Source organism: Streptomyces sp. NPDC093591, from assembly GCF_044764885.1.
Classification (GTDB): domain Bacteria; phylum Actinomycetota; class Actinomycetes; order Streptomycetales; family Streptomycetaceae; genus Streptomyces.
In genome coordinates this window covers 49,044-72,295 of sequence record NZ_JBIWIY010000024.1, presented here as the reverse complement: position 1 = coordinate 72,295, position 23,252 = coordinate 49,044, and the positions used below count along the sequence as shown (strand labels likewise).

At 70.5% G+C, this 23,252-nt stretch carries 17 protein-coding genes; 9 read left to right on the top strand and 8 right to left on the bottom strand.

Annotated elements, in window-relative coordinates:
* Window positions 1–212: 212 nt before the first annotated feature.
* Genes ACIREI_RS39990 through ACIREI_RS39975 form a run of 4 tightly spaced genes read right to left on the bottom strand, consistent with a single transcriptional unit; the run spans window position 213 to window position 6,676 of the window.
* A complete protein-coding gene (locus ACIREI_RS39990) occupies window positions 213–1,463 on the bottom strand; it encodes an alpha-L-fucosidase (protein ID WP_403344152.1) in 1,251 nt (416 codons plus the stop codon).
* A gap of 6 nt (window positions 1,464–1,469) precedes the next feature.
* Window positions 1,470–4,523, bottom strand: a complete 3,054-nt coding sequence (locus tag ACIREI_RS39985; RefSeq protein WP_403344149.1) for an alpha-mannosidase — start codon at window positions 4,521–4,523, stop codon at window positions 1,470–1,472.
* A 51-nt stretch (window positions 4,524–4,574) separates the two neighbouring features.
* Window positions 4,575–5,915: a 6-phospho-beta-glucosidase gene (locus tag ACIREI_RS39980; protein WP_403344146.1), complete on the bottom strand. Its 1,341-nt coding sequence runs from the start codon at window positions 5,913–5,915 to the stop codon at window positions 4,575–4,577.
* Complete coding sequence (locus ACIREI_RS39975; protein ID WP_403344143.1) at window positions 5,912–6,676, bottom strand: DeoR/GlpR family DNA-binding transcription regulator; 765 nt, start codon at window positions 6,674–6,676, stop codon at window positions 5,912–5,914. Before ACIREI_RS39975 ends, ACIREI_RS39980 begins: the two co-directional genes overlap by 4 nt.
* A gap of 127 nt (window positions 6,677–6,803) precedes the next feature.
* Here ACIREI_RS39975 and ACIREI_RS39970 point away from each other — a divergent pair, with 127 nt between their 5' ends.
* From ACIREI_RS39970 to ACIREI_RS39930, 9 genes are all read left to right on the top strand, one after another.
* Window positions 6,804–7,823 carry a carbohydrate kinase family protein gene (locus ACIREI_RS39970; RefSeq protein WP_403344140.1) on the top strand — a complete coding sequence of 340 codons (1,020 nt, stop codon included), beginning with the start codon at window positions 6,804–6,806 and terminating at the stop codon, window positions 7,821–7,823.
* A 69-nt stretch (window positions 7,824–7,892) separates the two neighbouring features.
* A complete protein-coding gene (locus ACIREI_RS39965) occupies window positions 7,893–9,179 on the top strand; it encodes an extracellular solute-binding protein (RefSeq protein WP_403344137.1) in 1,287 nt (428 codons plus the stop codon).
* Window positions 9,179–10,129, top strand: coding sequence for a carbohydrate ABC transporter permease (locus tag ACIREI_RS39960; RefSeq protein WP_403344133.1), 951 nt, complete (start codon window positions 9,179–9,181; stop codon window positions 10,127–10,129). Before ACIREI_RS39965 ends, ACIREI_RS39960 begins: the two co-directional genes overlap by 1 nt.
* Before the next feature lie 12 nt (window positions 10,130–10,141).
* Entirely contained in the window at window positions 10,142–10,981 is an 840-nt protein-coding gene (locus ACIREI_RS39955) for a carbohydrate ABC transporter permease (RefSeq protein ID WP_403344130.1), read from the top strand.
* On the top strand, window positions 10,978–13,899 hold the full coding sequence (locus ACIREI_RS39950) for a glycoside hydrolase family 2 TIM barrel-domain containing protein (protein WP_403344127.1): 2,922 nt from the start codon (window positions 10,978–10,980) through the stop codon (window positions 13,897–13,899). The genes ACIREI_RS39955 and ACIREI_RS39950 overlap by 4 nt, the downstream gene beginning before the upstream one ends.
* Before the next feature lie 45 nt (window positions 13,900–13,944).
* Entirely contained in the window at window positions 13,945–15,777 is a 1,833-nt protein-coding gene (locus ACIREI_RS39945; protein ID WP_403344124.1) for a LamG-like jellyroll fold domain-containing protein, read from the top strand.
* A gap of 15 nt (window positions 15,778–15,792) precedes the next feature.
* Window positions 15,793–17,478, top strand: coding sequence for a PHP domain-containing protein (locus tag ACIREI_RS39940; RefSeq protein WP_403344121.1), 1,686 nt, complete (start codon window positions 15,793–15,795; stop codon window positions 17,476–17,478).
* Window positions 17,478–18,326: a hypothetical protein gene (locus ACIREI_RS39935; protein WP_403344119.1), complete on the top strand. Its 849-nt coding sequence runs from the start codon at window positions 17,478–17,480 to the stop codon at window positions 18,324–18,326. Before ACIREI_RS39940 ends, ACIREI_RS39935 begins: the two co-directional genes overlap by 1 nt.
* 33 nt (window positions 18,327–18,359) lie before the next feature.
* Window positions 18,360–19,214 carry a PaaX family transcriptional regulator C-terminal domain-containing protein gene (locus ACIREI_RS39930; RefSeq protein WP_403344116.1) on the top strand — a complete coding sequence of 285 codons (855 nt, stop codon included), beginning with the start codon at window positions 18,360–18,362 and terminating at the stop codon, window positions 19,212–19,214.
* A gap of 73 nt (window positions 19,215–19,287) precedes the next feature.
* On the opposite strand, the gene ACIREI_RS39925 is transcribed toward ACIREI_RS39930, so the two are convergent.
* The 4 genes from ACIREI_RS39925 to ACIREI_RS39910 are packed head-to-tail and all read right to left on the bottom strand — an operon-like array spanning window position 19,288 to window position 23,069.
* A complete protein-coding gene (locus ACIREI_RS39925; protein ID WP_403344113.1) occupies window positions 19,288–19,743 on the bottom strand; it encodes a MaoC family dehydratase in 456 nt (151 codons plus the stop codon).
* An 8-nt stretch (window positions 19,744–19,751) separates the two neighbouring features.
* Window positions 19,752–21,254, bottom strand: coding sequence for an o-succinylbenzoate--CoA ligase (menE, locus tag ACIREI_RS39920; protein ID WP_403344111.1), 1,503 nt, complete (start codon window positions 21,252–21,254; stop codon window positions 19,752–19,754).
* A 10-nt stretch (window positions 21,255–21,264) separates the two neighbouring features.
* The gene (locus tag ACIREI_RS39915) at window positions 21,265–22,140 is read right to left on the bottom strand and encodes an amidohydrolase family protein (protein ID WP_403344362.1); all 876 of its coding nucleotides are present in this window, start codon (window positions 22,138–22,140) and stop codon (window positions 21,265–21,267) included.
* 11 nt (window positions 22,141–22,151) lie between these two features.
* Window positions 22,152–23,069 carry an SDR family oxidoreductase gene (locus ACIREI_RS39910; RefSeq protein ID WP_403344108.1) on the bottom strand — a complete coding sequence of 306 codons (918 nt, stop codon included), beginning with the start codon at window positions 23,067–23,069 and terminating at the stop codon, window positions 22,152–22,154.
* Between the last annotated feature and the right edge of the window lie 183 nt (window positions 23,070–23,252).

The window sequence follows — 23,252 nt, the reverse complement described above, 5'->3', positions numbered from 1 at the left end:
TGTCAGGGCTCGGGCGATTTTTTCTCGGAGCGATTTTTTCTCGGAGGGGTGTATCAGGCGCCCGGTCGCGCGCTCATAGGAGTGAGGGACAACGGGGGAAGCACCACACGGGGGATCGCACCACAACGGGGGAAGCACGGGGGCTTCGGGTCGGCCGGCGCTGTCACGGGGGCGGCGGCCGGCCGGCCCGAAGGTGTTCCCGGGGTCCGGAGTCAGAAGCGGCCCGCACCCCGGTACAGCTCCAACTCCCGGTCCAGCTCCACGGCGAGCACCGTGGCATGCGCGTCGAGGTCCGCCACGGTGGGCGGTTCGATCCAGAGCACGCCCGGCGTTTCGTGCAGGCCGCCGGTGACCCGGTGGGCCAGTTCCGTGCCGCTGCCGAGCACGGTGACCCGGCGTACCGAACCGAGCAGCCCACGTACGTTGATCTCGGCGCGCGGGGCGTCGAAGAGGATCAGGTACAGGGTGCGGCGGTCCTTGGAGAGGGTGCTCGGGCCGTAGTGGTGACCGGGCGGGAGGCCGCGCTCGGTGCCGTACACGGCCTCCGCGTGCTTGGCGATCCAGTCGCCGAGCCCCTCCAGGCGCTCGGCCTGCTCCGCCGGGATCGTGCCGTCCTCGCGCGGTCCGACGCTGAGCAGCAGGTTGCCACCGCCGCCGATCGTCTCCGTGAAGTAGCGGATCAGCTGGTCGACGGACTTGTGGTTGTGGTCGTGGTGCTGGTGCCCCCAGGAGTCGTTGATCGTCAGGCACAGCTCCCAGGGGCCCTCGGGCGGGACGACCGGGGCGCCCTGTTCGGGCGTGGCGTAGTCGCCCTCGCTGAGCATGCGGGCGTTGAAGACGACATGCGGTACGTACGACCGGATGAGCGCGGCGAGTTCGGGAATGCGCCACTGCTCCTCACTGCGGTCCCACTCGCCGTCGAACCACATCAGGTCCGGCTCGTAGCGGGAGGCGAGCTCGCGGATCTGACCGTCCCGGTAGGCGATGAAGCGTTCCCAGGCGTCCAGGTCCTCCAATTCCGCGGCGACTTCGGAGTACCGGTTGTCCTCCAGCTCCGGCGGACGGCCCGGCTTGCGCGTGGAGGCGTAGTCGGGGTGGCTCCAGTCGGAGTGGGAGTAGTACAGGCCGACCTTGAGGCCCTGCTCCCGCAGGGCCCGCGCGTAACCGCCGATCAGGTCGCGGCCCACGTTCAGGTCGCCGTGGGCGGTGTCCCACAGGGCCACGCCGTCGTGGTGGCGGCTGGTCAGGACGGCGTACCCGGCGCCGGCCCGCGCGAAGAGCTTCGCCCAGTCGCGCGGGTCGTAACGGGACGCCGTGAAGCGGTCGAACTGGGACATGTACTGGTCGTACGGGACGATGTCGTCGTAGAACGACCAGGACTCCTGGACGCCGTCGACGGCGTAGATGCCCCAGTGGATGAAGATCCCCAACTTGGCGTCGGTGAACCAGGGTTGCATGGGCACCCGCGCTCAGCTCCCTTCCGCGCGCCGCAGGCGGAGCGTGAGGACCTGGAAGGGGCGCAGGGCGACCGCGACGCCGCCGTCGCCGGTGAGGTCCGCGTCCTGAAGCGGGCGCTCCAGCAGGTCGGTCACCTGGGCGCCCGCCAGCGGGAAGCCGGTACGTACGACGCCGGTCGCGCGGCCGCCGCCGGACTCGTAGAGGCGTACGACGACGTCGCCGGAGCGGTCGTCGGCCAGCTTGACCGCCTCGACGGTCACTCCGTCGCCGTCCACGGAGACGACCGGCTCGGGCGCGCCCGCCGCATCCGCCACCCGCAGGGGGAGGTTGAGGGCATAGCCCTCGGCGACGGCGTCCTCGATGCTCGCGCCGGGGAGCAGGGCGTAGGTGAAGCGGTGCTTGCCCTGGTCGGCCTCGGGGTCCGGGATGCGCGGGGCGCGGACCAGGCTGAGGCTGACCCGGGTCGTCGTGCCGCCGTCCTCGCGGACGGTGCGGGAGACGTCGTGGCCGTACGTCGAGTCGTTGATGACCGCGACGCCGTAGCCGGGCTCGGCGATGTGCACCCAGCGGTGGCCGGAGACCTCGAAGCGGGCCGCCTCCCAGCTGGTGTTGGTGTGGGTGGGCCGCTGGATGTGGCCGAACTGGATCTCGGCGGAGGAGTGCGGGGCGCGGATGTCCACCGGGAAGCCCGCCTTGAGGATCTTCTCGGCCTCGTGCCAGTCGATCTCGGTCTCGAAGTCGATGCGGGGGCTGCCGGCGCGCACGGTGATCGTCTGGGTGATGCGCGACCCCTTGCCGAAGGTCCGCTCGACCCTGATCGCCCCGAGCAGCGGGTCCTGCTCCACTACGGTCACCGCGTCCGCGTCCAGCAGGTCCGTGTACCGGTTCTTGTAGTGCTTGTCGATGTCCCAGGCGTCCCAGTAGTTGGGCAGGTCCGTGTGGAGACGGAGCAGGTTGCCCTGGTCGGCGAGGACTTCGCGGTTCGCCCGGAGGTCGCGGACGGATGCCAGCGTGCCGTCCTCGGCGACCTCGACCCGGACCAGTCCGTTGTCGAGGACGCGACCGGTCACCGTCACCCCCTGCGGGGGCTCGGCGGCGGCGAGGGGCGCGCTGCCACTCGCGGGCACCCGTACGTACGCCGGTGCGCCGTCAGCGGTGCGGACCACCTCGGCGCGCTCGAACGGGCTCGTGTTGAAGACCCGGGCGTCGCCGCCGCCCAGCGCCGCGACCGCCTCGGCGGTCAGCGCCTCCAACTCCTCGGCGACACGGGCGTATTCGGCCTCCGCCTCCCGGTGCACCCAGGCGATCGACGAGCCCGGCAGGATGTCGTGGAACTGGTGCAGCAGGACGGTCTTCCAGAGCCGGTCCAGCTTCTCGTACGGGTAGGCGTACCCCGGCGCGTGCAGCGCCGCCGTCGTGGCCCACAACTCGGCCTCGCGGAGCCGGTGTTCACTGCGCCGGTTGCCCTGCTTGGTGCGGGCCTGGGAGGTGTAGGTGGCGCGGTGCAGCTCCAGGTAGAGCTCGCCGACCCACACGGGGGCGTCCGGATACTCCTCGCGGGCCTTGGCGAAGAACTCGTCGGGGTGCTCGACGACGACCTTGGGCGAGCCCTCCAGGTCGGCGAGCCGGCGCGCCCGCTCCATGATCTCGCGGGTGGGGCCGCCACCGCCGTCGCCCCAGCCGAAGGGGGCGAGGGAGCGCGTGCCGCCGCCCTTCTCGGAGTAGTTGCGGACCGCGCGGTCCATCTCCTCGCCGCTGAAGCGGGCGTTGTAGGTGTCGACCGGCGGGAAGTGGGTGAAGATGCGGGTGCCGTCGATGCCCTCCCACCAGAAGGTGTGGTGGGGGAACTTGTTGGTCTGGTTCCAGGAGATCTTCTGGGTCAGGAACCACTCGTTGCCGGCGAGCTTGGCGAGCTGCGGGTAGGCGGCGGTGTAGCCGAAGGAGTCCGGCAGCCAGACGCCCTTGGTCTCGACGCCGAAGTGCTCGATGAAGAACCGCTTGCCGTGGATGAGCTGGCGGGCGATCGCCTCCCCGCCGGGCAGGTTGCCGTCGGCCTCGACCCACATGCCGCCGACCGGAGCCCACTGGCCCTTCTTGACCGACTCCTGGATCCGGGCCCACACGTGCGGGTAGTTGTCGCGCACCCACTCGTACTGCTGGGCCTGCGAGCAGGCGAAGATGAAGTCGTCGTACTCGTCGGCGAGCGAGGTGACGTTGGAGAAGGTGCGGGACGTCTTGCGCTTGGTCTCGCGGATCGGCCACAGCCAGGCCGAGTCGATGTGGGCGTGGCCGACACCGGAGACGGTGTGCGCGCTGGCGTGGGCGGGGCGGGCCAGGGCGGGGGCGAGCACCTCGCGGACGGCGGCGGCGCTGCCGGAGATGTCGTCCAGGTCCAGGGTGTCCATGGCCCGGTCCAGGGTGTGCATGATCTCGTGGCGGCGCGGCTCGTGCTCGCCGAGGTGGACCATGAGCCCGCGCAGTACCTGGAGGTCGAGGTCGAGGTGCCAGACCTCCTCGTCGAGGACCGCGATGTCGGCGCGCTTGAAGGTGTACAGGGGCTTGTCCCCCGCGGTGAGGACGTCGCCGAGCGGGGTGGGGGCCGCGAAGTTGTTGGCCAGGATGTCCGGGTTGGACGCCGCCTCGACCAGGTACTCGACCGTCTCCCCGCCCGTGGCCGGGTTGGCGATCCGTACGTACTGGTTGAGCGGGTTGACCGCCTTCAGCGGGGTTCCGTCCAGCAGGTGCACCAGCGCCTCGGCCTGGTTGCCCGGCCAGTCCCCAACGAAGCCGAGGTCGATCACGGCCTCGACGCGCCGGCCGGCGAACTCGGCGGGCACCTGGCCGCGCATCCGGAACCAGGTGGTGCCCCAGGGCGGGCCCCACGGGGTGTCCATGGCGAACGGCTCGTAGGGCGCTGCGGCGGCCTCCGCGAAGGGCACGGGCTCTCCCGGCGCCTGCCAGGCCTCGACCTCGAAGGGGACGGTGGCCGCGTAGATCGCGGGCTTGATGCGCTGGTCGTGGAGGCGCTCGACGCGTTCTTCGATCCGGCGGCGTTCGTCGTGCATGAGGGATCTCCAGAGAGAGCGGGTGCGGGAAAGCGCTTTCCGGCGGGGTGCTTACTTAAGGTACGCGAGACCGGGGTGGACGCCGGTGTAGCCGTCGACGAGCCGACGGGCGACGTTCACGGAGTCGACGAGCGGGTGCAGCGCGAAGGCCTTCACCGCCGTCGTACGGGAGCCGGACTCGGCCGCGGCGAGCACCTCGCGCTCGACCGCCTTGACCGCGCAGACGAGCCCGGTGGCGTGATCGGGCAGCGGGGCGACGGCGACCGGGTGGGCGCCGTTGGCGTCGACCAGGCAGGGCACCTCGATGACGGCGTCGGTGTCGAGCACCGAGAGCGTGGCCTGGTTGCGCACGTTGAGGATCAGGGTGGTGCGCTCGTCGCGGGCGATGGCCCGCATCAGCGCGAGCGCCACCTTCTCGTAGCCGCCGGAGAGGTCGTCGGCGTCACGCTCACCGGCGCCGGCCGTCTCCCGGTTCTCCGACATGTAGGTGGCCTCGCGCTCGGCGCGGGTGCGGTCCCAGATCTCCAGGGCGGAGGCGTCCGACCGCTCGACCTCGCGGTAGAAGTGCGCCTGCTGGTCGGCGAGGAACGCGCCGCGGGTCTTGTCGGCCTGCTGGTAGGCGCGGACGGCTTCCCGGTTGAAGTAGTAGTAGTGCAGGTACTCGTTCGGGATGGCGCCGAGGGACCGCAGCCAGTCGACGCCGAAGAGCTTGCCCTCCTCGAAGGAGCCGAGCAGGTCGGGGTCGGCGAGCAGGCGGGGCAGTTCGTCGCGGCCGGCGACGCGCAGGCCGCGCACCCAGCCGAGGTGGTTGAGGCCGACGTAGTCGATCCATGCCTCACCCGGGTTCTTCACGCCGAGCACGCGGGCGATACGGCGGCCGAGGCCCACCGGCGAGTCGCAGATGCCGATGACGCGGTCGCCGAGGTGACGGGACATGGCTTCGGTGACCAGGCCCGCCGGGTTGGTGAAGTTGATGACCCAGGCGTCCGGCGCGAGCCGGGCCACCCGCTGGGCGATGTCGACGGCGACCGGGACCGTGCGCAGGCCGTAGGCGATGCCGCCCGCGCCTACCGTCTCCTGGCCGAGGACGCCCTCGGCAAGGGCGACCCGTTCGTCGTTCGCCCTGCCCTCCAGACCGCCGACACGGATCGCCGAGAAGACGAAGTCGGCGCCGCGCAGTGCCTCGTCCAGGTCGGTCGTGGCGGTCACCTCGGGCGCGTCGGGCACCCCGGCCGCCTGCTCGGCGAGCACCCGGGTCACCGCGGAGAGCCGCCGGCCGTCCAGGTCGTGCAGCACGACGTGGGTGACCCGGCCCTCGGCGCGGTCCGTCAGGAGCGCCCCGTACACGAGCGGTACGCGGAATCCGCCGCCGCCCAGAATCGTGAGTTTCACACTTGCACCTTTCCTGCCACGACCACCTCGACGCCCGCCTCCTCCAGGGAGGACCGGGTCGCCGCGTCGACCGGCGCGTTCGTCACCACCGCGTCCAGGTCTTCCGGACCGCACACCTTCGCCATCCCCGTGCCCGGGAACTTCGCCGCGTCGGCGAGCAGCACGACCTTGTCACCGGCCTTGATCATGGCCCGCTTGACCGGCACCTCGACGACCGTCGTGTCCATCACCTGACCGCCCGGCCGCACTCCACTCGTGCCCAGGAAGAGCCAGTCGGCATGCAGCTGGCGCAGGTTGTCCTCGGTGAGGAAGCCGACCAGGGAGCGGTACTCGCGGCGGACCATGCCGCCGAGCAGCACCAGCTCGATGCCCTCGTCGTCGGCGAGCTCCTCGTAGACCACCAGGTTGCTGGTGATCACGGTGAGGCGGCGGCCGTGCAGCTGGCGGGCCAGGCGGAAGGCGGTGGTGCCGATGTCGAGCAGCACCGACTGTCCGTCTTCGATCATCGCGGCGGCGTGCGCGGCTATGGCGTCCTTCTCGGCCACGCGCATCTCGGCGACCTCGGCGAAGGGCTGGTCGCCCTCCTCCACGACCGCCCCGCCGTGCACCCGCGTCAGCAGGCCGTCCTCCTCGAGTTTGACCAGGTCACGCCTGATCGTGGCGGGGCTCACACCCAGCTGCTCGGAGAGATCGGTCACGGCCGCGGGGCCGCCGGAGCGCAGGGCCCGCAGGATGAGTTGGTGTCGTCGTTCAGCCAGCACGACGTGAACACTACTCGTCATCTTCAATCATCGCCATGCTCGTTTCTGCTCGGGTATTGACCAATCCCGTCGGGCGTCGCACGATTCCGGTCACCGAAATGAAGAGTTTTGACGAGAGGACGTTGCCGTGGACGACGACCGGCCCGAGGTGCTGCTGACCGGGCTGCTCTTCTACGACCTCGTCCTCACGGGGCTCGGGAAGCCGCCGACGCCGGGCGAGGAGATCTGGACGGGCGGCATGGGCTGCGGCCCCGGCGGCATCGCCAACCTGGCGGTCGCCGCGGCCCGCTTCGGCCTGAGGACCTCGCTGGCCACCGTGTTCGGCGACGATCTCTACGGCGAGTGGTGCCGGGACATCCTGTGCGACCAGGAGGACATCGACCTCTCGCTGTCCCGCACGGCGGACGGCTGGCCCACCCCGGTCACCGTCTCCCTCGCCTACGGCCACGACCGGGCCCTCGTCACCCACGGCCAGGAACCCCCGTACTCGCAGGACGCGCTGATGGGCGACCCGCCCGAGGCGCGCACGGCCCTCGTGCACATCGAGGCCGAACCCCGCGAGTGGCTGGCCAAGGCCGCCGCGAACGGCACCCAGATCTACGCCGACGTCGGCTGGGACCCCACCCAGCAGTGGTCGACCGGCCTGCTCGACCAGCTCTCCCTGTGCCACGCCTTCCTCCCCAACGAGACCGAGGCGATGGCCTACACCCGCACCGACAGCGCGGTCGCGGCCCTGTGGACGCTCAGCGAGTTGGTGCCGGTGGCCGTGGTCACCCGCGGCGGGGACGGCGCGGTCGCCGTCGACCAGACGACCGGCGAGTACGCGGAGGTGTCCGCCCTGGACGTCGACGTCCTCGACGCGACGGGCGCCGGGGACGTGTTCGGGGCGAGCTTCGTCGCGGCCTCGCTGGCCGGCTGGCCCCTGGAGGAACGGCTGAGGTTCGCCGTCCTGGCCGCCGGACTGTCGGTCCAGCGGCACGGCGGTGCCCTGGCCGCCCCCGGCTGGTACGGCGTCGACCGCTGGTGGCGCTCCCTGACCGACCCCGAGCTGAAGCTGGCCTACGGCTTCCTGGCGGACCGGCTCCCCGACAATCCGGGGCCGCCCGTCTCGTACGCCCCCGTGACCCCGCCCGCACGGCAGAACTGACTCCCCCCCAACGCCCCCCACGCCCCTTCCCTGCGAAGTCCCGAAAAGATCCGAAAGGCGGTGGGAGCTGTGCGGCTCTCACGAAGAGGCCTGCTGCGCGCGGGCCTGGCCGGTACGGCCGCCACGGCGCTCGGCGGCCTGGCGTCCGGCTGTGCCGTTCCGACCGGCTCGACCGGCCGGAACATGGTCCTGTGGTACTGGAGCGGCGGCCTCAGCGACACGGTCGTCAAGGACGCCAAGGCACGTTACGGCCGCTCCGTGGACCTCGACGCCATCCAGATCGGCGGCCAGTACCGCTCCAAGCTGATCACCACCATCACCGGCCGGGCCCACATCCCCGACATCGCGGGGCTGAAGGGCGAGGACATGGCCGCCTACCTGCCGAACGCGGACCAGTTCATCGACATGCGGACGCTGGGCGCGGAGAAGTACCGGAGCCAGTACCTGTCGTGGAAGTGGGACCAGGGCATCGCCGACGACGGCACCATGGTCGGCTTCCCCATCGACTGCGGGCCGGTCGCGCACTACTACCAGTACGAGGTCTTCCGCAGGGCGGGGCTGCCTTACGAGCCCGACGACGTGTCGAAGGAGCTGAACACGTGGGAGAAGTTCTTCGACGCGGGCGTGCGGCTGGGCAAGCGCGTCCCGGGGGCGAAGCTGCTCACCGACGTCAACTCGGTCTTCGAGAACGTCGTGCAGCAGGGCGCCAAGCGGTACGTCGACAAGGACCGCCACTTCATCGGTGACCAGGACCACGTGCGCCGGGCCTGGGCACTCGCCGTGGAGGCCAAGCGGCGCGGGATCGTCTCGGATCTGGTCAGCGGCACCCCGGACCAGCAGTCGGCCGTCCAGGACGGCAAGCTGCCGAGCCAGCTCAACGCCTCCTGGGCCTCCTTCGACATCAAGAACGGCGTGCCGAAGACCAAGGGCAAGTGGCGGGTGGCGCAGATGCCGGTGCGGCCCGCCAACAACGGCGGCTCGTTCCTGTCGATCACCAAGGCGTGCCGGGAGCCCGAGCAGGCCTTCGAGATCATCACCTGGATCCTCAACGCGGCCAACCAGGCGCAGGGTTACGTCGACGCGGGCCTCTTCCCCTCCACTCCCGCCTCCTACGGTCTGAAGCAGATGCAGGAGCCGGACGACTTCTTCGGCGGCCAGGTCACGACCGACGTCTTCGGGCCCGCCGCGCAGAAGATCGTCGTCGCCTACAACAGCCCGTTCGATGTCGCGCTCGGGCAGCCCATCAAGGACGAGATCAAGAACGTCGGCGTCCTCGGCAAGGACCCGGAGAAGGCCTGGAGTGACGCCATGAGCAAGTGCCGTCGCATCGCGAAGCACCTGGGGGTGAGCTACTGATGGCCGTCCTCGAACAGACCCCGCCCGCGGTGGCGCAGCCCTCGCCCACGCGGCCCCAGAAGGGCTGGCGCAAGTACTGGCACCTCTACGCCGCGATCTCCCCCTTCTACCTGATCTTCCTCGGCTTCGGCCTGTTCCCGGTCGGCTTCTCTCTCTACCTGTCCTTCCACCGCTGGGACGGCCTCGGCTCGATGGAGTGGGCCGGGCTCTCGCAGTACCAGTACCTGCTGAGCGACAGCGACTTCTGGAACTCGATCGGCAACACGATCATCATCTGGGCGCTGGCCACCTTCCCCATGATCTTCCTGGCGATGGTCACGGCCGTGATGCTCAACTCCGCGGTCCGCTTCAAGGGTCTGTACCGCGTCGCGTACTTCCTGCCGAACGTCACCTCGGTCGTCGCCATCGCGATCGTCTTCGGCTCGATCTTCTCCACCAACGCCGGCATGGTGAACGCCGTTCTCAACGCGGTGGGGATCGACCAGGTGGCGTGGCTGAACACTCCGTGGGGCATCAAGGTCACCATCGCGGCCCTGATGACCTGGCAGTGGACCGGCTACAACGCGATCATTTTCCTCGCCGGACTCCAGACCATCCCGAGCGACCTGTACGAGGCGGCGCGCATGGACGGGGCGGGTCCGATCCAGACCTTCTTCCGGATCACGCTGCCCTTGCTGCGGCCCACGCTGCTGTTCGTGCTCGTCGTCTCGACGGTCACCGGTCTGCAGAGCTTCTCCGAGCCGCAGGTGCTGCTCCAGACCTCCTCCAACGACTCGACGTTCGCGGGCGGTCCGGGCCACTCCGGCCAGACGATGGTCCTCTACTTCTTCCAACAGACCTTCGACAACAACGACTTCGGGTACGGCGCCGCGGTGGCCTGGGGCATCTTCCTCGTCGTCGTTCTCTTCTCGATCATCAACTGGCGCCTCGTGCAGCGCCGCGGCGACTAGGAAGGGCGCATCATGGCATCCATCAAGGGGTCCCGCCGCAGAGGGATCGCGCTGCACCTCCCGCTGGTCATCGGCACCCTGATCTCGGCCTTCCCGTTCTACTGGGCCGTGATCATGTCGACGCACAGCTCGTCGGAGATCTTCTCCTACCCGCCCAAGCTGCTGCCGGGCACGCACTTCCTGGAGAACGTCCGGGGCCTCTTCGACGCCATCGACTTCTTCGGGTCGATGTGGAACTCGCTGCTCGTCGCGGTCTCGGTGACCTTCCTGGTCCTGCTCTTCGACTCCCTCGCCGCCTTCGTCTTCGCCAAGTTCGAGTTCCCGGGCAAGGGGCTGCTGTTCGGGCTGCTCATGGTCATCTTCATGGTGCCGGCGCAGCTGTCGGTCATCCCGCAGTTCGTCCTGATGGCGAAGATCGGCTGGATCGGCTCGATGACCGCGCTGATCGTGCCGGCCGCGGCCAACGCCTTCGGCATCTTCTGGATGCGCCAGTACATGAAGACGGCCATCCACGACGAGTTGCTCGACGCCTCCAAGCTGGACGGCGCGCACTTCCTGCGCCAGTACTGGCACGTGGCGCTGCCGGTGGTCCGCCCCGGTCTCGCCTTCCTCGGCATCTTCACCTTCATGGCCCAGTGGAACGACTTCGCCTGGCCTCTGATCGCCCTCACCAACCCGAACAACGTGACCCTCCAGGTCGCGCTCTCCCAGCTCAACGGCACCCACGGCACCACCGACTACGGCATCGTGATGACCGGCGCCCTGCTCGCCCTCATCCCGCTGCTGATCGTGTTCGCGATCGGCGCCAAGCAGATCATCGGCGACCTCGCGAAGGGAGCCGTCCGCGGATGACCGGCGATCCGCTGCTGGCCCTGCGCCCCTGGGAGGCACCCGAGGTGACCTCCTGGGGGCGGCTCCCCATGAACGCCGTCGACCGGCGCCCCGGAGCACTCCCCCTGGACGGCGACTGGCGCTTCCAGCTGCTGTCCGCTCCGGACGCGCCGGTCGGCGGTTCCTGGTCCTCGTCGTACGTCCCCGGCGTCTGGACCCTGCAGGGCACCGACGACCTGCCGCAGTACACCAACGTGCGGATGCCCTTCCCCGAGTTCCCGCCCCACTCGCCCGCCGCCAACCCGACGGGTGTGTACGAGCGGGAGGTCGACGTGCCCGCCGACTGGGCCGGACGCCGGATCGTGCTCCAGGTCGGGGCCGCCGAGAGCGTGCTGCTGGTGCACGTGGACGGGCGGCCCGTCGGGATCTCCAAGGACTCCCATCTGGCCGCCGAGTTCGATCTGACGGGGGTGGTGAGCCCCGGCTCGCCCGCGACCGTACGGCTCACCGTCGTCAAGTGGTCCGACGCCTCGCACATCGAGGACCAGGACCAGTGGTGGCACGGCGGCATCACCCGCTCGGTGCTGCTGTACGCGACGGATCCGCTGTACCTCGCGGACGTGACCGTGCGGGCGGCGTACAGCGGTGAGCTGCGGGTCGACTGCCGGGTCCGGAACGCGGGAGGCGCGCTGCCCGACGGGTGGCACCTCACCGGCGATCTGGACGGTCGACCACTCGCGCAGGACGCGGAGTTCGACCGCGCGAACGCCGACGACGAGCGCGTCTCCGACTTCCTCGGCGAGGCACGGCTGCTGACCACCGTGCCCGAGGTACGCGCCTGGAACGCGGAGACGCCCGAGCTGTACGACCTGACCGTCCGGCTGCACCGCGCCGACGGCACGGTCGCCGACACCTCCCGCCACCGGATCGGCTTCCGGGACGTCGAGATCGTCGGCCGGGACCTGCTGGTCAACGGCGAGCGGGTGTTCATCCGGGGCGTGAACCGACATGACTTCCACCCTCTGACAGGCCGGACGGTGTCGTACGACGACATGCGCGCGGACCTGGTCCTGCTCAAGCGCTTCGGCTTCAACGCCATCCGCACCGCCCACTACCCGAACGACCCCACGCTCTACGACCTCGCCGACGAGCTCGGGTTCTACGTCGTCGACGAGGCGGACATCGAGTCCCACGACCACGCCCACGAGATCGCCGACGACCCGCGCTACCTCAGCGCGTTCGTGGACCGGGTCTCGCGGATGGTGCTGCGCGACAAGAACCACCCGTCGGTCATCATCTGGTCGCTGGGCAACGAGTCCGACTACGGCGCCCATCACGACGCGGCGGCGGGCTGGGCGCGTCGGCACGATCCGACACGCCCGATCCAGTACGAGGGCGCGGCCAAGCTCGGCTGGGCCGACCCGGACCTCGCCTCCGACATCGCCTGTCCGATGTACGCGCCGCTGGAGGACTGCGTCGCCCACGCGCTCTCCGGTGAGCAGACCAAGCCGCTCATCCAGTGCGAGTACTCGCACGCCATGGGCAACAGCAACGGCACGCTGGCCGACCACTGGGCCGCCATCGAGGCCACCCCGGGTCTTCAGGGCGGGTTCATCTGGGAGTTCTGGGACCACGGGATTCTGCAACGCGTGAGCGACGGAAGACCGGTCGGGCGTGGGGGCGCCGGGCTCTATGACAACGGTGTCGCCGCGCCCGGGTACCGCTGGGCGTACGGCGGTGACTTCGGCGAGACGATCCATGACGGGGCGTTCATCGCGGACGGCGTGGTGTTTCCCGACCGCACGCCCAAGCCGGCGATGTACGAGCACCGGGAGATCTCGGCGCCGGTGCGGATCGAGTGCTTCCGGCACGAGGGTGTCGTCCTGACCAACCACCAGCACTTCCGCGGCTTCGACTGGCTGGCCGCCGTATGGGAGCTGTCGCTGGCGGACGGTCGCACGCTGACCGCGCCCGCCCAGCTGCCCGAGCTGTGCCCCGGTGAGACGGCGGCGGTTCCGCTGCCGTTGGCGTTGCCGGAGGACGGCGGCGAGGCGTGGCTGACGCTGCGGGTGACGACGGCGCTGGACCTGCCGTGGGCGCCACGAGGCACGGAGGTGTGCGTGCCGCAGGTGCGGCTGCGCGGGCCCGCTCCGGTCGAGGTCGCTGCCGTGGCCCGGCAGGTCGAGGTGGACGGCGAGGGTCTGCTCGTCCACCCGCTGCTGACGGCCGCCCCCACCCTCTCCCTGTGGCGGGCGCCCACCGACAACGACGAGTTGGGCGGCATGGCACAGCGCTGGCGGAACTGGGGCCTCGACGCGCTGGTGCGCAAGGTCGTGTCCGTGCGCCAGGACGCCGGGAAGGTGACCGTGGAGGCCGAGTACGCGGGTACGGCCGGTGTCGTACGGCACCGGCAGGTGCTCACTCCCGTCGAGGGCGGGGTCCGCGTCGAGGAGGAGGCCGAGCTGCCGCAGGCGTTCGACGACGTGGCGCGGGTCGGCACCGTCTTCGAGACGGGCGCGGGGCTCGACCTGCTGGAGTGGTTCGGGCAGGGGCCGTGGGAGTCGTATCCCGACCGGAGCGCGGGCGCGCCCGTCGGTCACCACTCCGTCCCCGTCGACGACCTGTTCACCCCCTACCTGCGCCCGCAGGAGAGCGGCGGACGGCACGGCGTACGGCGGTTCACGCTGTCCGCGCCGGACGCCACCGGCCTCACGGTCGCACTGGACGAGCCCCGCCAGGTCTCCGTCACCCGCTACCGCGCCGAGGACCTGACCGCCGCCACGCACCACGACGAACTCGTGCCGCGCCCCGGCTGCGTGGTGCACATCGACGCGGCGCACCGTGGTCTCGGCACGGCGTCCTGCGGCCCCGACACCTTCCCCTCCTACCGCGTCGCACCGGGCGTCCATCGCTGGAGCTGGACCCTGCGCGTCCTTTGAACTCCCCCACGCCTCCCCTCCCCTGTCACCCTTCACGGAGCACACGTGTGTACTTCGCATGACCATGTCCCGGGCGGCGAGGCCGCGCAGGCCGGCGCCGGACGTCGCAGTTTCCTCCGGGCCACCGCGCTGCTCGGTGCCGCCGCCACGGCCTCGGTCGCCGTCCCGGCGGTCGCCGAGGCCGCGCCCGCCGGCGACTGGCGGCCCGATCCCGACAGCCGGCGCTTCACGCTGGCCGTCATGCCCGACACCCAGTACCTCTTCGACGGGCCCAGCATCGACAAGGCGCCGGTCGAGGCGTCCCTGCGCTATCTGCTGGAGCACGGCCGCAAGGAGAACATCGTCTTCCTGTCCCACCTCGGCGACCTCACCCAGAACGGCACCCGGCCCGAAGTCGCCGCCATCAGCGAGGCGTTCCGGCTCCTGGACCGGCGGGGCGTGGGCTACAGCGTCCTCGCCGGCAACCACGACGTGAAGTCGTCGACGGACGACCAGCGCGGTGCGACGCCGTATCTGGACGCCTTCGGGCCGAAGCGGTTCCAGGGGAAGAGGACGTTCGGGGGCGCCTCCCCCGACGGCTACAACAGCTTCCACCTCTTCTGGGCCGCCGGCCGCGAGTGGATGGTGCTCGCCCTGGACTGGCGGCTGTCGGCGAAGGGCTACGCGTGGGCCGAGGACGTCCTCGCCCGGCACCCGAGGACGCCGGTCGTCCTCACCACCCACGAGCTGGTCGTCGAGGACGACTCCCTGTCGGCGTACGGGCAGCAGTTGTGGGACCGGCTGATCGACGACCACGACCAGATCTTCCTCACCCTCAACGGGCACTACTGGCCCGCCGGCCGGGCGACCCGCGAGAACGCCGCCGGGAACGACGTACACCTGCATCTGACGAACTACCAGAACCGCTACTTCGGCGGCGCGGCGATGATCCGGCTGTACCGGTTCGACCTCGACCGCAACGTCATCGACGTGGAGACGGTCTCGCCGTGGATCCTCGGCCGGGCCGCGAAGGGGCTCAACGAGCTGGAGCGGCAGGAGATCGAACTCAGCGGTGACGCCGACCGGTTCAGTGTCGAGATCGACTTCGCCGACCGCTTCTCCGGTTTCGATCCGGTGCCCGCGCGCCCGGCACGCCCCGCCTCGCGGATGCTGATACCGGGCACGGTGGCGTACTGGCGGTTCGAGCAGCCGGTGGAGGACACCACGGTCCGTGACCTGTCCGGGCGCGGCAACGACCTCACGCTCGTCACGGTCGGCGGCGGCAAGCTGGGCTGGTCCGCCGACCACCACCCCGACCAGCCCGGCCACGGCAGCCTGGAGTTCCAGGGCTTCAAGTCCCCGCTGAAGGGGGCGTACCTGCGCACGGTCGACGGGGCCCCGCTCAACTCGGCGACGTTCCGGGACGGTTACACCATCGAGGCGTTCTACCGTCTCCCCGCCGACTGGGACCCCTCGCACAACGCCTGGTCCGGCCTGGTCGGCCGGACGGGCACGGGTGGGGCCGCCGGCAAGACAGCCGACGACCCGGACGAGCCGCTCGCCACCCTCTCCCTGTCGAACGACCGGGAGCCGCAGTGGGCGATGCGCCCGCTGAACCAGGAGGGCATCGCCACCAACTGGGCCCAGGAGACCCCGCTGGAGACCTGGTGGCACCTCGCGGTCGTCAACGACGGCGAGCACACCACGATGTACGTCGAGGGCTGCCCGGTGCTCCGCAACCCGAAGGCGTCCGCGGTCGGCATCACCTCGGTAGGCCTGCCGTGGCTGCTCGGCGGCTACGAGTACGGCGGCAAGATCGACCAGATCCTGTACGGCCGCCTCGGCGACGTCCGGATCGTCGCGCGGGCGCTGCCCGTCAAGTCCTTCATGAACCGCTGACCTTCAGGGACCACCATGACCGAGCAGCAGCTTCCCACCTGGGCCGACCCGTCCGTCGCCCCCGCCTTCCTGGACGCCCAGGGCGTCTCCAGACGCGGACTCCTGCGCCGCGCGGGCCTGTTCGGCGCCGCGTTCGCGCTCGGCTCCGCGGCCGTACCCGCGACAGCGAGCGCGGCACTCGCCGCCGACGACCGGCGTCTCGGCGGTGACGACCCCTGCCTCGCCTACCTCGTCGGCGACCACCACATCCACTCCGTCTACAGCCACGACGCCAAGTACACGTTCTCCCAACTGGCCGCCGCGGGCGCCGAGTACGGCCTGGACTGGATGGTGTTCACCGAGCACTCCAACTTCGGGCACGCCAGGTACGGCGCCCCACTGGAGCACGAGGAGATCCGCAGGGCCCGCGCCGAGAACCCGCGCCAGCTCATCTTCCAGGGCCTGGAGTGGTACATCCCGGCCGCCGAGCACTGCACGGTCTTCGCGGCGCCCGGCGCGCACGAGGTCGACCTGCTCACGCGGTTCGAGAGCGCCTACGACGGCAAGCTGCTCGGCTACACCGAGGGCTCCGCCGGGGCCGCGGACACCGCCCGCAACGAGGCCCACGCCGTCAAGGCCATCAAGTGGCTGGCCGAACAGCGCCGCACCGGCTACGTCGACGACGTACTCGTCCTCGCCAACCACCCGATGCGCCTCGGCATCGACTCCCCGCACGAGATGCGGGGCTGGCGGGACGCGGCCCCCGAGATCATGATCGGTATGGAGGGCGCACCCGGCGCCCAGGGCGCGGCGATCCCCGGCTGGCGCGGTACGACCTCGATCCGCGGCGAGTACGAGAACAAGCCGTCGGCCCAGTCCTGGGCGGGCTACCCGGCGGACGCCTACCTGACGTACGGCGGTTTCGACTGGGCGACCGCGACGGTCGGCGGGCTGTGGGACTCGATGCTGGCGGAAGGCAGCCTGTTCTCGATCACCACGAACTCCGACGCCCACCGCATCGTCTTCGACACCTGGAAGAACGGCGACTGGCCGGCGGGCCAGAACTTCGACACCACCGGCAAGCTCCCCGACCCGGTCGACACGACCACCCCGCAACCCGGCAGCGACTTCTGGCCGGGCCAGTTCAGCCGCACCCACGTCGGTGTCACCCGCTACGGCTACCGCGCCGTGATGGCGGGCCTGCGCGCCGGCCGGGTCTGGCTCGACCACGGGCATCTGCTCGACGGTCTCGACGTGCGCCTGAAGCGGGACTGCGACTCCGGGCGGGGTGTCACGCTGGGCGGCCGGCTGCGCGTACGCAAGGGCGAGAAGCTCACGCTCAGCATCACCGTGACGAGCGCCTCCCGCCCCAACCCGCAGGGAATCGTGCCCCAGTTGGCGCATGTGGACGTCATCCGGGGCGCGGTGCGCGGCCCGGTGACCGACCGGGACACCTGGAAGGCGCCGGACACCAAGGTCGTCCAGACCAGGGACGTGAGCGGCCGCACGGGAACGTACACCTTGCGCGTCCCCCTCACCGCCGGGGACGAGTCCTTCTACGTCCGGCTGCGCGGCAGTGACGGCAACCGCCACGGCGCGGGCTACCTCGGGGCGTCGGTCGACCCGCACGGGCCGATCCCGCACGAGCCCGGAAACGGTGACCCCTGGACGGATACGTGGTTCTATTCGAACCCCGTATTCGTCGATGTGGCAGGAGCCTGATGAGACGTCATCTTCTCACTCTGGGTTGCTTATTGGGCGCGTTCGCGCTCGGCGCCGGGACGGCGTCCGCCGCCGGTGACCCGCACTGGGCCGAGACCGGTACGGCCTATACGGACACGCTGGGCGGCGGGCAGGGCCTGGCGAGCCGCGCGGACGGCACCCTGCTGTACCGCGGGCTCGCCTCCATCCCCCTGGGCCTGCGGATCAAGGGCTGGAACCACGTCGGTGACCCGGACATCGCACAGGGCCACACCTTCGACGCCTACCAGGGCTCCGACACGGCCACGTCCAAGATGTTCGCGGTGACGACCCCGGCCGGGAAGCGCTACGAGTACGTGCACCGGCTCAACCCGGGCGAGAAGCTGAACAACTCCTTCGCCACCGTCTCGCCCGACGGGCAGTGGCTGGTGTCGGGCGAGTGGGGGGAGCAGAGAAGACTCCAGGTCTTCCCCGCTCCCCTGCTCAACCCGGCCACGCCCCGGGCCGGCGGCGAGCTGGCGGAGGCCGGGCAGATCACCCTGGACAAGCCGGTGCGCGACATCCAGGGCTGCGACTTCGTCACAGACACCCGCCTGGTGTGCGCCTCGAACGACGCCACGGCGACGCTCTTCCCCGAGATCCGCCCGCTGCTCCAGGTGGATCTGCCGGGCAGGGTGGACGGCCGGCCGATCACCGGCACGGTCAAGAGCCTGTTCGCGCTGCCGCAGCGCAGCGTGTGCACCGGCACCTTCGAGACGGAGGGCGTCGACTACGACGTGAACAGCGGCACCCTGCGCACACAGATGATCCCGCCTGGAGTGTGCGCGGTGGCGACGGCGGTCTCCTCGTACCAGCAGGTCACGGGCTGATCGACGGGAAGTACGAGAGGTACCGTGGGCCGCGTGACCGGTGAAGAGGCACTGCGGCCCCAGTCCCTCATGCTGACGTTCCTGGGCGACCAGGTGCTCGGCCGGGACGTCTGTGTGTACTCGGGCAGTGTCATCGACGTCTTCGCACGCGTGGGCGTCGGTGAGCAGGCGACCCGCTCGACGCTGACCCGGATGGTGAACCGGGGTCTGCTGCGCCGCCAGCGCGAGGGCCGCCGGATGTACTTCGGGCTGACCGAGCGTTCGGCGGCCGTCCTGCGCGACGGCGAGCACCGCATCTGGCAGACCGGCGCCGTCAACCGGCACTGGGACGGCAGCTGGACCCTGCTCGGCTTCTCCCTCCCGGAGTCCTGGCAGCGCCAACGGCACGACCTGCGCTCCCAGCTGACCTGGAACGGCTTCGGACCACTGTTCAGCGGCCTGTGGATCGCGCCGGGCGAGGTCGACGTGTCGACTCTGGTGGCCGAGCTGGGCCTGTCCGCCCACGTGAAGGTGTTCCGCGCGCACGCCGACGCCGGCATGGACATCGGGGCGATGATCGAGGAGACCTGGGAACTGGCCGAACTGGCTTCCCGCTACGAGTCGTTCGTACGGCGCTGGCAACCGTGGCTGACCCGGCTGCCGGACGCCGACGACGCCCTCGCGCTGCGGCTGCGACTGCAGGCGGAATGGCTGCGCGTCATCCGCCAGGACCCGCGGCTGCCGGTCAAGCACCTGCCGGACGACTGGCCCGCGGCGGGAGCCGAGAAGACCTTCCGGGCGGTGCACGACCGGCTCACGCCGCCGGCGGAGGAGGCCGCGGGGCGGCTGCTCGATGTGGTCGCGGTACGGAACCCGAACGACGAGTCCGCGACGCCTGCGGGCTCATGATGCCCGGCGTGCTCCGCCGGGCGAAGCGCCGTCCGGGAGACCGTGTCCTGCGAGACCGGGGAGGGCTCGTTGCTCAGGCGTAGAACCGCGACAAGCTCTGCAGCACCGCCGCCGGCTTCGCCCCGCCCTCGATCTCGATCGTGCCGTCGACGGTGATCTGCACCCCGCCCGGCACCTCCTCGACCTCCGCCAGCCTGCCGACCAGCCGTATGCGCGAGCCGACCTTGACCGGCGAGGGGAAACGCACCTTGTTCAGGCCGTAGTTGACCTTCGTGGTGACGCCCTGGACGTCCAGCAGCTCGGTGAACAGGGGGATGAAGAGGGAGAGGGTGAGATAGCCGTGGGCGATGGGGGCGCCGAACGGGCCCTCGGCCGCCTTCTGCGGGTCCACGTGGATCCACTGGTGGTCGCCCGTGGCGTCGGCGAACGTGTTGATGCGCTCCTGGGTGATCTCGATCCACTCGCTGGTGCCGAGGTCGCTGCCCGCCAGCTTCTTCAGTTCGTCGAGGCCGTTCACGGTGATGCTCATGGGGTTCCTTAACTGTTGCCGTACCGGGTACGGACGCGGGACTTGAGGAGTTTTCCTGAGGCGGTGCGCGGGAGTTCGTCCGCGAGCACCACCGATTTGGGGATCTTGTACTTGGCGAGCCGGCCGGAGAGGGAGGCGAGGATCTCGTCCGGGTCGGGCGTGGCGCCCTCGCGCGGCACGACGACCGCGCGCGGTACCTCGCCCCACTTGTCGTCCGGCACCCCGATCACCGCGCACTCGACGATGTCGGGGTGGGCGAGGAGCAGGTCCTCGATCTCGGCGGGGTAGATGTTCTCGCCGCCGCTGATGATCATGTCCTTGATGCGGTCGACGATGAAGACGTATCCGTCCTCGTCGACGCGGGCCGCGTCCCCGCTGCGGAACCAGCCGTCGGCGAAGGAGGCGGCCGTCTCCTCGGGCAGGCCCCAGTAGCCGGGCATGACGTGCGGGCCGTGGACCACGACCTCGCCGGTCTCGCCGACGTCGACGGGGGTCAGGTCAGGCCGTACGACGCGCACGTCGCTGAAGAAGTGCGGTACGCCCGCAGAACCGGCCTTGCTGACGGCGTGTTCGGCGTCCAGGAACAGGGTCCCCGGCGCGGCCTCCGTCATGCCGTAGCCCTGGAGGAAGGTCAGTCCGCGCTCCTGGTACGCGGCGATCAGCGGTGTGGGGACCGGGGAGCCGCCGCAGGTGAGGATCCGGAGGGAGGACAGGTCCGCGTCCGGCCAGCGCGGGTGGCGGGCGACCTGCTCGAACATCGTCGGCACCCCGAACATGAAGGTGATGCGGTGCTGTTCGATCAGGTCGAAGGTGGCCGCCGGGTCGAAGGACTCGACCAGGACGCAGGCGCCGCCCTTGAGGAGGACCGGCAGCGTCAGCATGTTCAGGCCCGCCGTGTGGAACAACGGGGCGGAGACCAGGGCGCGTTCGTCGGCGATCAGGTCGGTGTCGACGAGGACGTTGAGCGCGTTCCAGGTGATGTTGCCGTGGGTGAGCATCGCGCCCTTGGGGCGGCCCGTCGTCCCCGAGGTGTACATGATGATGCAGGTGTCGTCGGCGGTGACGGGCGTGTCGATGGGCTCGTCGGGCGCCGACGCCAGCGCCTCCTCGTATTCGGCGCCCACTTCGACGTACGTACGGACGTCGGTGCTGCCCGGCAGCCCCGCGACCAGGCCGGCGTGCGAGGGGCCGTAGACGAGGGCCTTCGCGCCGGAGTCGGCGAGCTGGTACGCGATCTCGGGTCCGGCCAGGCGGGTGTTGAGCGGGACGAAGACCGCGCCGAGCGTGCCGGCGGCGAACAGGGTCTCCAGGTAGGAGGGGTGGTTCGGGCCGAGGTAGGCGATGCGGTCGCCACGGCGTACGCCTCTGGCGCGCAGGGCGTGGGCGAGGCGGGTCGTGCGGGTGTGCAGGGTGCGGTAGTCGGTGGACGTCTCGCCGTGGATCAGGGCGGTGCGGTGCGGGGTCTTGCGGGCCCGGCGTGCGGGCCACGACCCCAGTCCCTCGTTGCGCATGTCACGCCCCTTACGGTTTCGTCAGCCCGAGCAGGCGGGCGGCGTTCTCCTTGAGGATCTTCGGCTTGACCTCGTCCTTGATCGACAGCTTCTCGAAGTCGGCGAGCCAGCGGTCGGGGGTGAGGACGGGGAAGTCGGATCCGAAGAGGACCTTGTCCTTCAGCAGGGTGTTGGCATACTGCACGAGCTGCGGCGGGAAGTACTTGGGCGACCAGCCGGAGAGGTCGATGTGCACGCCGGGCTTGTGGGTGGCGACGGCGAGCGCCTCGTCCTGCCAGGGGAAGGACGGGTGCGCCAGGATGATCTTCAGATGCGGGAAGTCGGCGGCGACGTCGTCCACGTGGAGGGGGTTGGAGTACTTCAGGCGGATGCCGCCCCCGCCCGGCACTCCGGCGCCGATGCCCGTCTGGCCCGTGTGGAAGAGGGCGATCGTGCCCGTCTCCTCGATGACCTCGTAGAGGTCGTAGGCCACCGAGCGGTCGTTGGGGAAGAAGCCCTGGATGCTGGGGTGGAACTTGAAGCCCTTCACCCCGTACTCCTCGACCAGGCGCCGGGCCTGCCGTACGCCCGCCTTCCCCCGGAAGGGGTCGACGGAGGCGAAGGGGATGAGGACGTCGGAGTTGGCGGCCGCGGCCTCGGCGACCTCCTCGTTCGGGACCGGGGGTGTGCCGGTCGCGGACTCGGCGTCGACCGTGAAGATCACGGCGGCCATCTTCCGCTCGCGGTAGTAGGCGGCGGTCTCCTCGATCGTCGGCTTCCGCTTGCCCTCCACCTTGAAGTAGGCGGAGGACGCGTCGTGCAGGTCGTCGTCCAGCGAGGAGTGGCCCTTGGAGGACACCTCCGCGTGGGTGTGGACGTCGATCGCGACGAGGTCGTCGGGGTTCATCGAGGGGGCCATCACGCCTCCGGGAACTTGGGCGCCGGGACGCCGACCGACTGGAGCTCGGCGCCGACGGAGGTGGGCCAGACGTCGGCCAGGGTGTCGGGGGTCCAGCCGCCGTCGGCGTAGGCCGCCGCGATCTCCTGCGGATGCGACCAGAGTGCCACCTTGTCGCCGCCGATGCCGATGGCCTGGCCGGTGATACCCCGGGCCGCCTCCGAGGCGAGGAAGGGGACGAGGGCCGCGCAGTCCTCGGGGGTGCCGAAGCCCTCGCCCTTGCGGAGGAAGTCCGGGAGCGGCTCGCCGTTCCTCATGGCCTCGATGTACGGGGCGAAGGCGGGGATGGTCTCGGTCATCGCGGTCGCGGCGACGGGCACGATGGCGTTGACTGTGATGTTCGCGCGGCCCAGCTCCATCGACCAGGTGCGGGCGAAGGCGGCGATGCCGGCCTTGGCGGCGGCGTAGTTCGTCTGGCCGAAGTTGCCGCGCTGGCCGGCCGGGGAGCCGACCAGGATCAGGCTGCCGCCCTCGCCCTGCTCGCGCATGCGGACGGCGGCGGCGCGGGCGCAGGTGAAGGTGCCCTTGAGGTGGGTGGTGATCACCGCGTCGAAGTCGTCGTCGGTCATCTTCCACAGGACCTTGTCGCGCAGGATGCCCGCGTTGGTCACCAGGATGTCGAGCCGTCCGAACTCTTCGACGGCGCGGTTCACCAGCCGCTCGGCGGCCTCGGTCGTGCCGACCGGGACGACCTCGGCGACGGCGGTGCCGCCGGCCTCGGTGATGGCCTTCACGGCCGCCTCGGCCACGGCCTCGTCGACGTCGTTGACGACCACGGAGGCGCCATGGGCGGCCAGGGCGTGGGCGTAGGCGAGGCCGAGGCCCCGGCCGCTGCCGGTGACGACGGCGGCCTTGCCGGTGAGATCGATGCTGGGCACGGGAGGGTCCCTTCGACGTGGGGTGCTTCGACGCGGGGTGCGGCTATGCGATCGAAGTTAAGAGCAATAATTGTTGTCGTCAATAGTTGTTGGTGACCTTCGGGTGCGTCATGCTGGAATCTGCATTGAGAAACCCCCGCCACCGGGGGCCGAGACCAGGGAGTCCGCCATCGCCCGCCAGCA

Excerpts from the sequence above, each read along its gene's own strand:
- ACIREI_RS39915 (WP_403344362.1), bottom strand. The coding sequence starts at position 22,140 with ATGAACCCCGACGACCTCGTCGCGATCGACGTCCACACCCACGCGGAG.
- ACIREI_RS39960 (WP_403344133.1), top strand. The coding sequence starts at position 9,179 with ATGGCCGTCCTCGAACAGACCCCGCCCGCGGTGGCGCAGCCCTCGCCC.
- ACIREI_RS39935 (WP_403344119.1), top strand. The coding sequence starts at position 17,478 with ATGAGACGTCATCTTCTCACTCTGGGTTGCTTATTGGGCGCGTTCGCG.
- ACIREI_RS39940 (WP_403344121.1), top strand. The coding sequence starts at position 15,793 with ATGACCGAGCAGCAGCTTCCCACCTGGGCCGACCCGTCCGTCGCCCCC.
- ACIREI_RS39955 (WP_403344130.1), top strand. The coding sequence starts at position 10,142 with ATGGCATCCATCAAGGGGTCCCGCCGCAGAGGGATCGCGCTGCACCTC.
- ACIREI_RS39985 (WP_403344149.1), bottom strand. The coding sequence starts at position 4,523 with ATGCACGACGAACGCCGCCGGATCGAAGAACGCGTCGAGCGCCTCCAC.
- ACIREI_RS39925 (WP_403344113.1), bottom strand. The coding sequence starts at position 19,743 with ATGAGCATCACCGTGAACGGCCTCGACGAACTGAAGAAGCTGGCGGGC.
- menE (WP_403344111.1), bottom strand. The coding sequence starts at position 21,254 with ATGCGCAACGAGGGACTGGGGTCGTGGCCCGCACGCCGGGCCCGCAAG.
- ACIREI_RS39950 (WP_403344127.1), top strand. The coding sequence starts at position 10,978 with ATGACCGGCGATCCGCTGCTGGCCCTGCGCCCCTGGGAGGCACCCGAG.